The sequence below is a fragment of the Streptomyces sp. SID486 genome (assembly GCF_009865385.1).
Lineage (GTDB): Bacteria > Actinomycetota > Actinomycetes > Streptomycetales > Streptomycetaceae > Streptomyces.
This window is the reverse complement of record NZ_WWJT01000208.1, coordinates 1-387: the sequence shown is the minus strand read 5'-3', so window position 1 is coordinate 387 and position 387 is coordinate 1. Positions and strand designations below refer to the sequence as shown.

General features: G+C 80.4%; 1 pseudogene. It reads right to left on the bottom strand.

Annotated features, from left to right (window positions below):
* Positions 1–387, bottom strand: a pseudogene (locus GT045_RS10460) (hypothetical protein); the annotation flags it as partial.

Below are 387 nucleotides of genomic sequence, written 5' to 3'. Positions count from 1 at the left end.
GTGTGCGGGGTGCTTGCGGGGGATCGGCCGAGGGTGTGCGGGAGCCCTGCGGGGGTTCGGCCGAGGGTGTGCGGGGTGGGGGCGGTGGTGACGGCCGGGCCGGGGGTGACGGGGGCGGCCGGGCCGGGGGTGAGAGGAGCGGCCGGGCCGGTGGCAGCGCCGCCGTCGGGACCGCCACCGGTGGCACCGCCGGCACGACGGACACCACTGCCGAGACCACCGCGGCCGAGGCCACCGCTGCTGCCGTTGCTGCCGTTGGTACCGCTATGGGTGCTGCCGGTGGCGAGGGGGCCGGGCGCGGCGGCGTCGGGACCGGGCTCGGCGGCGAGGGGACCGGAGTCGGCGGCGAGGGGACCGGAGTCGGCGCCGAGGGGACCGGAGTCGGCG